This is a genomic window from Pseudofrankia sp. EUN1h, assembly GCF_001854645.1.
GTDB classification, from domain to species: Bacteria; Actinomycetota; Actinomycetes; order Frankiales; family Frankiaceae; genus Pseudofrankia; species Pseudofrankia saprophytica.
Map to the genome: position 1 here is coordinate 1 of NZ_MBLN01000123.1, position 9389 is coordinate 9389.

At 67.2% G+C, this 9389-nt stretch carries 6 protein-coding genes; 4 read left to right on the forward strand and 2 right to left on the reverse strand.

All coding sequences use genetic code 11. The features are described 5' to 3' along the window. On the reverse strand, nt 1-1892 hold a 1892-nt coding region (fxsT, locus tag BCD49_RS39725), incomplete at its 3' end, for an FxSxx-COOH system tetratricopeptide repeat protein (RefSeq protein ID WP_083401989.1). Between the two features lie 1352 nt (nt 1893-3244). On the opposite strand from fxsT, the gene BCD49_RS39730 reads away from it, so the two are divergent. From BCD49_RS39730 to BCD49_RS39740, 3 genes are all read left to right on the forward strand, one after another. Further along, nucleotides 3245-4114, forward strand: a complete 870-nt coding sequence (locus BCD49_RS39730; protein WP_007512746.1) for a helix-turn-helix domain-containing protein — start codon at nt 3245-3247, stop codon at nt 4112-4114. A gap of 81 nt (nt 4115-4195) precedes the next feature. Next, nucleotides 4196-4438: a hypothetical protein gene (locus BCD49_RS39735; protein ID WP_131803665.1), complete on the forward strand. Its 243-nt coding sequence runs from the start codon at nt 4196-4198 to the stop codon at nt 4436-4438. 1023 nt (nt 4439-5461) lie between these two features. Continuing rightward, nucleotides 5462-5671 (forward strand): ribbon-helix-helix protein, CopG family, encoded by a 210-nt coding sequence (locus BCD49_RS39740; RefSeq protein WP_007512756.1) that lies wholly within the window; start codon nt 5462-5464, stop codon nt 5669-5671. Between the two features lie 48 nt (nt 5672-5719). On the opposite strand, the gene BCD49_RS39745 is transcribed toward BCD49_RS39740, so the two are convergent. Next, nucleotides 5720-6391, reverse strand: a complete 672-nt coding sequence (locus BCD49_RS39745; RefSeq protein WP_007512757.1) for a Curculin domain protein (mannose-binding) lectin — start codon at nt 6389-6391, stop codon at nt 5720-5722. Nucleotides 6392-6508: 117 nt separating this feature from the next. Here BCD49_RS39745 and BCD49_RS39750 point away from each other — a divergent pair. Then, nucleotides 6509-9389 (forward strand): nSTAND1 domain-containing NTPase (locus tag BCD49_RS39750; RefSeq protein WP_071042543.1); only part of this gene is annotated, 2881 nt, incomplete at its 3' end.

The window sequence follows — 9389 nt, forward strand, 5'->3', positions numbered from 1 at the left end:
CGGGCGAGGACGTCGTCGAGCAACGCCCGCGCGGTCGAGTTGTCACCCTGCGCCCGTATGACGCCCGCGAGGTTGGCTGCGGCCGTCAAGGTGGAGGGATGGTCCTCACCGAGGATGTGTCGGTATTGGCTGAGGACCTCGTCGAACGTCGCCCGCGCGGTGGAGTAGTCGCCCTGCGCGCGCATGACGACTGCGAGTTCATGTGCGGCGTTGATCGTGGACGGGTGGTTCTCGCCCAGGACGCGGCGGCATCGGGCGAGGACGTCGTCGAGCAACGCCCGCGCGGTCGGGTAGTCGCCCTGCGCTCTTACGACGCCGGCGAGTTGCTGCGCGGCAGTGAGCGTGCTGGGGTGATCAGCATCGAGGATCTCTCGACTGCGTTGGTGTGCCTGGTCCGCGAGGCGTCGACTGTTGGGGTAGTCGCCGCGTGCTCGTAGGTACCAGACCAGCCAGGCGATCATGTTCTGGCTGTCAGGGTCATCGTCGTCGACGAGTCCAGCGGCGAGAGCRTGTGCGTGGATCTGGGCGTAGCGGGGCCAGGCATCCGGGGTGTCTCGCACCGGAGGGTGGCCCTGGGCGAGCAGCCGACAGACCGCTGTTCGCAGCACAGGACGCAGCTCGGCGGGAGTGTCGTCGCGAAGCACGTCCTGTATCAGCCGGTGCATCACCACCGCGTCTGCGTCCTCGGTACGACGCACCAGTGCCAGCGTGAGCAGTCGGCCGACGGTCTCCGCCAGCGCGATCCGGTCTGTCGCGGCCTGATCCAGCGGCGCGGGTAGCACCCCGGCGACGTCTGTGCGTAACAGATCCAGTGGTATCGGTTCTGGGCCGAAGTGCGCCCACAAACGGGCCAACATCACCACGGCCGGGTCGTCGAGTTGGTGGAGGGTCACTGTCCAGGTCGCCGCTACCGGCGTCACCCCGGCCGGCGCGCCGCGGCTCATCAGACCTCGTAGCTGTGTGGACAGGAGGCCCGCGTAGTCGGTCGGTGTCATCGCGGTGGTCGCGAGGAACGCTCCCGCCTRCTCGACCGCCAGCGGCAGGTTTCCCAATGCCGCCACGATCCGGCCAGCGTCTCGGTCGGCGACCTGTCCAACGTGGCAGCGCAGCAAGGTCATCGCGTCCATCGAGGGCAGCACATCGACCTGTACCGGGCGGGCCAGCGTCGACCAGCGGTGATCCCTTGAGGTCACCAAAACATGTCCGCCCGAGGCCTCCGCCGCCTTCAGTACTCCGAAGGGGTCTGCCGGGACGCCTGCGTTGTCCAGCACCAGTAGCCAGCGACCAAACCGGCTTCCTGACGCCAGCAGCACCATCACCGCTCGCACCGATTCCTCGGCTGCCCCCGGCACCGCGACTCCGACGCGCTCCGCCAACCGCGCGAGCCCGGCGAGCGCGGCGGCGGAGTCCTGCGCCGCTACCCACCACACCAACTCGTAGTCTCGGCGAAATCGGTAGCAGTACTCCACTGCCAGCTGTGTCTTACCGACGCCACCCAGCCCGTGGACTGCTACCGGCAGCACGGCCGCCGACCCCGACCCGACCAACCGGTCTCGCAGCGCCGAGAGTTCGTCCTCCCGGCCGGTGAACAGCGGATTGCGCGGCCAGCCGACATCCCACACGACGCCGCCACCCGCCGCGCCTGTCGTGAGTACTGGGTTGTCCGGATACCAGGTCAGCGCCGCGGCGAACAACGCCGTCCGGCCGCCTGGCAGCCCGCCGTGCTCCAGCAGCTCCGCGACCGCGAACCAGAAACCTTCGGCGTCCCGTGCAGCCCACGACGGATCTCGGCCCGCGGGCAGGCCCGCGGCCCTCAGCACCGGGCGCGCCGAAGCCGCATCCGGGAAGGCGGCCGCGAATGCCCGAACCTCCGCATCCGACAAGCCACGCACCGGCAGCCACCCCCGTCAGCTGACCAGCCACCGGCGGTCGCACGCCCATGACTCAGACGGACATAGTCCCATCGTCATAGAACATCAACAAGGTCGACAAGGGTGCCGTCGTCACCGTCGCGACTCGTCTGTCCGCCTGACGGCGTCGCCCGAGTCGGGATCGTGGTTCCCCGAGCAGCGCGGCGGACAGCAGCCGCACGGCAAGGTCGGTCCAGGTGCCGGTCGAATCCCAGACGCGATGATCGGAATCTGTCGGGGCGGAGGTGGGACGTGCGCTCCGGGCGGCCTGCCAGCCGGTGGACGGGCCGTGCGGACGGATCCCCCGTGGCCGCCCGACACTGTCGGCCGCCTGTCCCGCGCTCGCTTGGGTACACCGGATGTCGGCAGTTTCGGCGTTGGCCGCGGCGCGCCCCCGTGCGCGCCGCGGCGACCTGGTCCGCCGGTCCCCGCCCCGGTCCGGACCGCCGACCCTTCCTTCTCATGTCCAAGCGGTGTCGCTTAGCTCGTCACCTCGCGGAGCTCGTAGACGCCTCCGAGGCCGGGCTGAGGCTGTTCGTCCTCAAGGATCTCGGTGACGGGAGGGTCATCGTCAGGTGTCGACACGGGGGTTCTCCAGGTACAGAGGGTAACCGAGCGGCATTGCTACGGTCACAAAGCAAAGATCATTTGATACCCGGTCGGTACAGCTCGGACRCATCCCGCTGATTCACCGAACCCGTTCGTATGCAATTGCATGCGGAAGGTACCCGCGGAGAGATCCCTGGATGGGAGTCATGCCGGCTGACCGGCTCCCGTCTCGCGGCCCGAACCGCTAGAAGAGAAGGTGGGAAGCACTGTACCGGTCCGGCTCCAGCTTGCGCGCTCGTGGGAACAGTTCGACCCTCCCGACCGTTCGGCGGGTACCGGAAGGGCGCGATCGGACACGATCACAGCACCACCCTTCCCTCGCCGGCCGCCACCTACCCGCACAACGCTAGCGTATGCATGTGGACCCGCCCACACGCTCCCGGGCGGGTTGAAGATGCAGAGTAGGGTCGCTCGATGCAAGGCGGAACGGGCGGTGCCCTAGCTGTGACGGAGGCCACTATCAGTAAAGAGCTGGTAGAGAGGCATCACTGCAGAGGGTACGCAGCACGATGCCGATAGCTTTCTGTATGCGCATACGATGCATACTGTTCCGCATCGCGGGTCACCACGGATGAGGGCGGTCACGGTGGACCCCGAGCTCTGGCTCACGCCGAGAAACCACTGGTCCCGAAACCCAGTTCCTCAGAGTGACACCTGTTTGGTCGCGGGCGCGCGTAGGGGACAGCGGCAGACAGAGGTGCGAACGTGGAGGCGGGWCCGGCACGATGAGCGGTACGAGTGATGTTCCAACGGCGGCCCGCGCCGACGAGACCCGTCGGCTCGGTCTCGCGCTTGCCGCGCTGAGACGTAGGCAGAAGGTCACCGGCAAGCAGCTCGCGGACCGTCTCCCGATGAGCCAGTCCAAGATCTCCCGGATCGAGACCGGGGCCGTCATACCGACGCCCGAGGACGTAGAAGCGATCGTCCGCGCCCTCGACCAGGACGACGAGGTCGTCGCCAAGTTTCGCCGGCGGGCGGAGACACAGTTCGGACTCGGCTCCAGCACCGAGGAGCCGGTAGGCCACTTCCAGAGCGCCTACCAGGAGTACGAGCAACGCTCGACCGTGATCGAGTCATGGCAGCCGGACCTGGTCCCGGGTCTCCTCCAGACCAGCGGGTACGCCAGGGCGGTGTTCACCAGGTTCGCGGACCTGTTCGAGTACGACAACATGATCACTCTAGTTGATCAGGTTGCGCGTCGGCTGGAACGTCAGCGCGTCCTCTATGAGGAAAAGCGCTTCACCTTCGTGATCATGGAGACGGTTCTGCGGTACGCCATCGCGACGCCGATCGAGATGGCGACGCAGATCGAGCATCTCCAGAAGATGGCGGCCCGCCCCAACATTAATCTGGTGATCATCCCGGGCGAGGTCGATCCCTTCTACCCCCGGGGACACGGGTTTACGATCTTCGACGACGCGACGGCGCTCGTCGATATCGCGACTTCGGTGCACCGAACCCAGCGGCCGATCCACCTCGCGGCATACCGCAGGATGATCAGAAAGTTCGAGGAGCAGGCGACGCCAGACACGGACGCGCTGTTGCGGGAGTACCTGGATCGCCACATCAAACTACACAGAGTTTCACCCGAATAGCTACGTCTCGCAGCCTCATCGAGGATGATGGACGGGGCCCGGTCGGGGGGACAGGAACCCCGCTTCACCAAGGAGTTCTGTGTGGACGACGGCAGCGACGACCCTATCGCCACCACCTGCCCCTCTGGGGCAAACGACTGCCCGGCGGTTTTCCTATCGGCGAGGCCAGGTTACGTGGTCGTCCAGGGCTATACGGTCGACCACCCGAATTTGCCTGCCGGCGAGGCATGCGTGAGCGTTCCCGTTGAGCTCATCAGGGACGCCTACCACGCACTTGGGATTGACAGCACTAGTGAGAAGGTCACCGCCGGTTCCAGGTTCTAGCTACGGCCTCTGGAATTTGTGATCACGCTGGCGGGCCGACAGGAGAAGAGAGCGGATAAGCGCCGATCCGGCTTCCGGTGTTCGTGGGCGAAGAAACCGACGGTCGGCCCAGTCAACGCGAGGACCGGAACGAAGAACAGCCGGGACGGAGGCCCCAACCGCCTGTCCTCGACCCCGTCGACGCGACGAGTACCGCGGCCCCTGTCGTCACCGGAACGGCGCGGTGAACGAGCCAAACAGAAATACGTTAGATCTGTTTGGCCTGGATCGAGGGCTCATCCTGTAGACCCTTGGTAGCCGGGCGCCTTCGGAGGCCATGCCAGTACGGCGACCGTGGGAGGGCCGGGCCCGCCCAACGCGTCATCGCCGCGCCTACGTCACGGTCGACATCTCTGCGCGACGCGTCAGGTGTAGCCATGGCCTCTGGCCTGATCAAGATCTGGCAGCGCTCTACACGGCAACGGGCACCCTCACACCCACTGCCGATCACGACCCACGTGCAGTGCCGGTCGTCGAAGGTGCCGCATCAAGCGGCCGCCAGCCCCGCAGGTAGCCGGTCGCCGGCGGTGTGTCGCCACGCCGAATCCGCACGTCGGTGTGGCTCTACAGACCGAATGACACACTCCTGATACACCGATCGCCCACACTGCATGCGCATAGACGGCGGGGGAAAGGAGCGAAACAGACTCCAAAGATGTGGTAACGGTGGCGTAGCGCTGTGACACTCCGAGGCAGGGCGTGCTTGACTTAGGACCGCGACCAGGCGCCGATGACAGTCRCCTACGGTGACTAATCGTCACTTTCTGTGTTCGTATGTCTGATTGCGCTACGGGGAGGTGTGCCATGAGACAACTCCGCCCTCTCCCCAGCTTCCCGGATCGCGACGTTGCCACCGGCGCCCGTRCCGCCACGCGAGTGGCGAGGTGCGGAACGTCCGGCGTCGATCTATTCACGCCCCATGAGGGATTTGCGCCGAGATCCGGCGCTCCGTCAATCACTACCGAAGGGTGATAGGTCCATTCTATGCCTGACGCCACGCGGCTATCTGTAAATATCAATCAGGAATCGGCTGCCGCCCTTAAGGAGATCACGGAAAGGCGGGGAATCTCCAACACCGAGGCTATCCGGCGCGCCATTGCTATTTACAAGCTGATCGAAGAAGAGACCGCTAACGGCAACAAGATTCAGATCAAGGACGGCAAGACGGTTCGAGAGATCGTCATGCTTGCTTGATGTCCGCTTCTGCGGGCACGGTGTCTGCTGTGATGTGGGCCGACGCGGCTATCTGTTCTCCGGCCACGATCTGAGGATGGTCCCATCTACCCCGCAAAGGATGAGGACACCGTTGGCCTGGAGCACGAGGACCCCTCCGGGGTTGCCCGCGGTCTCGCTCTCCCAGTGCTTCCTGGCCTGCCCGTCACAGAGGACCAGGTTGCCGTCGCTGCGGAGCATGAGCTTCTCGGCAGGCCTACCCGCGGTGTCGCTGGCCCACAGCGCGCCCGAGCCTGAGGTCCGGCCGGGACGGTAGAGCACGAGATTCCCGTCCTCCCGCAGGGTCAGCCGGTGCTGCTCTGGGGAGTAGAGGCACTCGCGGACGGCAAGCGCCTGGCCTGGCTCAAGACGATGGAGCAGGCGGCTGGCCGCCGGGGTCGGCCAGAACTCGGCTCGGCCGCCCGTCACCGTGACAATGCCGCCTTCGAACTGTTGGATGACATCGGTCGAGACATCACGGAGGCGCTGCGGGCCGGCGAGCGGGAACCGGCACTTATCCCCGACCTTCTCGTCTCGGCCGACGAGATGCCAGCCGGCTCCGGTCACCGGGACCGCGTCGTACTCGTCGTAGTAGAGGATCGCGCCATTCTCGAAACGCTGCATCTGCCCGCGACCGAAGCGCTCATACAATTCCCGCTCCGGAGAGGTCGGGAAGCCAAGCTCACCGGTGGTTCCTTCCATGAGCTCGCACCGGGTCCATGGGCATCGTTCCTAGCTCGTGTCAGCGTTCGTCCAACACTGGACCTTCGACTGGCGATACGACGATGTGACGGTTTCTAGTACAGCCTGTGGCATTCTATGAGCATGGTCACGGGGGGAGACCGGCCGGATGCTGTCCGGACCGATGCCGCTGTCGATTTCTTCGTCTCGTACGCGATGCCGGACCTGGCGTGGGCGGAGTGGATCGGCTGGCAATTAGAGGCCGCCGGCTACCGGGTGCTGGTGCGGGCCTGGGACTTCACCGGCGGGTCGAACGTCGTCACCGAGACGCAGCGGGCGCTGTCGACGTCGGCGCGGATGATCGCGGTGCTGTCGTCGGCGTATCTGGTCTCGGCGATGGAGACCGCGCAGTGGCAGGCCATCTGGGCCGACGACCCGACCGGAGCGCAACGTCGACTGGTGGTGACGCGGGTCGAGGACTGCCCGAGACCGGGCCTGCTGCGCCCGCTGGTCGGGGTGGACCTTTTCGGCCTCGGCGACGACGCCGCCCGCGAGCGTCTGCTCGGTGTGGCTACGTCCGCCCGACAGAAGCCGACGACCCCGCCGCCGTTCCCCGCCAGCGCCGCACCCGACTATCCCGGCCTGCACGAGACCAGCGACGGAGAGCCGAGGCTCTCGCCGTTCCCGGGCCTGGCGGCCTTCGACGCGAACCGGGCCGGGGCCTTCCGCGGCCGGGAACCGGAGACCCGCCACCTGGCGGACCGGATGATCGCCCACGCCGACGCGGGCGGGTTGATGGCAGTGGTCGGCCCGTCAGGCTGTGGGAAATCCTCGCTCGTCGCCGCTGGCCTCACCCCGAGGCTGGCCGGCGAGGCCGACTGGCTGACCCTGCTGCCGATGACCCCTAGCGACCAGCCAGCGGCGGCGCTGGCGGTGGTGCTCGCCGATGCCGGCCGGCGCCATGGCCTGGACTGGGACGCCGAAACGTTGACCCGCCGGCTGGCTGACCCGGACGCTATCGGCCAGGTCATCGGCGAGTTGCTGGCCGCGGCCAACCCGGCCCGGTGGCTACTGCTGGTCATCGACCAGGCCGAGGAACTGCTCGTACGCACCAGCCCCGCCGACCGTGACCGGTTCCTGGCCCTGCTGGCCGTGACGATCCAGGCTCGGGTGCGGGTCGTGGCGACGCTGCGCTCCGAATACCTCGACCCACTCCTCGAAGCCGCCGCACCCACCGGGCTGTCGGTGGCGGTAGAACCGGTCCTACCGCTCTCGCGCGACCTGCTCCCGCTGGTGATCGCCGAACCGGCGCGGATGTCCGGGCTGCACATCGACGACGAGCTCGTCGCCCGCATGGTCACCGACACCGGCGACGGCCACGCCCTGCCCCTGCTCGCCTACACCCTCCAACGCCTGCACCTCACCGCCCAGGCCGCCGCCACCCACGTGCTCTCCGCCGGGCTGTACGAGCAGATCGGCGGCGTCCAACAGGCACTCATCGAACAAGCCGACGCCGCCCTCACCGACGCCACCACGACCACCGGCCGCAGCCAGCAGGACGTCCTGGCAGGACTGCTGGCACTGGTCACCGTCGACACCGACAACCGACCCATCCGCCGACGCATCCCGCTCGACCAGCTGCCCGACCTCACCCGGGCCCAGCTGCTCCCGTTCGTCAGYCGACGGCTGCTCGTCCTCGACGCCACCCCCGACGGACCCGTCACGGTGGAAGTCGCCCACGAACGACTGCTGACCGCATGGCCATCGCTCAACAAGGCGATCGCCACCAACGCCGAGCGGCTACGCCAACGCGCCCAGGCCGAAACCGCCGCCACCGACTGGCAACTGGCGGGCCGCCCAGCCGGCCAGCTGTGGGGATACAGCAGAGCCGACTCCACCCTCGACCTCCTGATCCCCGACGAGCTCACCCCCACAACCCGGCAGTTCCTGACCACCAGCCGCCGCCACGCCCGCCGGCGCATCACCACCGCCATCACCATCCTGATCGCCCTACTCCTGGCCGCCAGCAGCCTCGGGATCACCGCATACCTCCAGGCCAAGACCGCCGAAGACGGGCGGCGCACCGCGGTAGCCGACCAACTCCTCACCCTCGCCGACAACGCCCGCACCACGGACCCGGCACTGTCGCTGCGCCTGGCCGTCGCCGCTGACACCATCGCCCCCAAAAACCAGCAAGCGCGTGCCCGCAGCAATCTCCTCCAGACCCTTGCCGCCACCCCCCACCTACGCACCACCATCGCCAGCGACACGGCTACGGTCAGCTCGGTCAACTCAGTGATGTTCAGCCCAGATGGAATTCTCGCCGTCGGTAGTCAAGACGGCGCGGTTCGCCTGTGGGATGTCAATGACCCAGGCACACCACGGCGACCGGGTTCCAGGCCCTCGAACGACATCAGCGCCGGCAGCTCCCTAGCCTCAGTAGTGTTCGGCCCGGACGGCCTCCTCACCTCTGTAACTCAGAACGGCGAGGTGCGCCTGTGGGATATCAATGACCCAGGCGCACCGCAGCGACTCAGTGTGACGCCCTCACGCAGCCTCGGCTCGGTCAACTCAGCGGTGTCCGGCCCGGACGGGCTACTCGCTACAGGCGACGGCAGCGGAGTGCGGTTGTGGGATATCAGTGGTCGGGCCACGCCTCGCCCACTCGGGGCCTCCAACGGGACCGGCTCGGTCAACTCAGTCGTGTTCGGCCCGGACGGGCTCCTTGCCTCTGGCGGTTCCGATGGCACAGTCCGCCTGTGGGACATCAGCGACCGGACCACGCCTCGTGCACTCGGCGGCCCACTCACAGGTCACACCGGCCCGGTCTACTCAGTGGTGTTCGGCCCGGACGGGCTCCTTGCCTCTGGCGGTTCCGATGGCACAGTCCGCCTGTGGGACATCAGTGGCTGGGCAGCACCTCGTCCACTAGGGGCCACACCCGTCAGCGACACCGAGCAGCCAAACGCGCTGGCGTTGGGCCCGAACGGCCTTCTTGCAACAGGCGGCGACGGTGGGG

Excerpts from the sequence above, each read along its gene's own strand:
- BCD49_RS39745 (WP_007512757.1), bottom strand. The coding sequence starts at position 6,391 with ATGGAAGGAACCACCGGTGAGCTTGGCTTCCCGACCTCTCCGGAGCGG.
- BCD49_RS39740 (WP_007512756.1), top strand. The coding sequence starts at position 5,462 with ATGCCTGACGCCACGCGGCTATCTGTAAATATCAATCAGGAATCGGCT.
- BCD49_RS39730 (WP_007512746.1), top strand. The coding sequence starts at position 3,245 with ATGAGCGGTACGAGTGATGTTCCAACGGCGGCCCGCGCCGACGAGACC.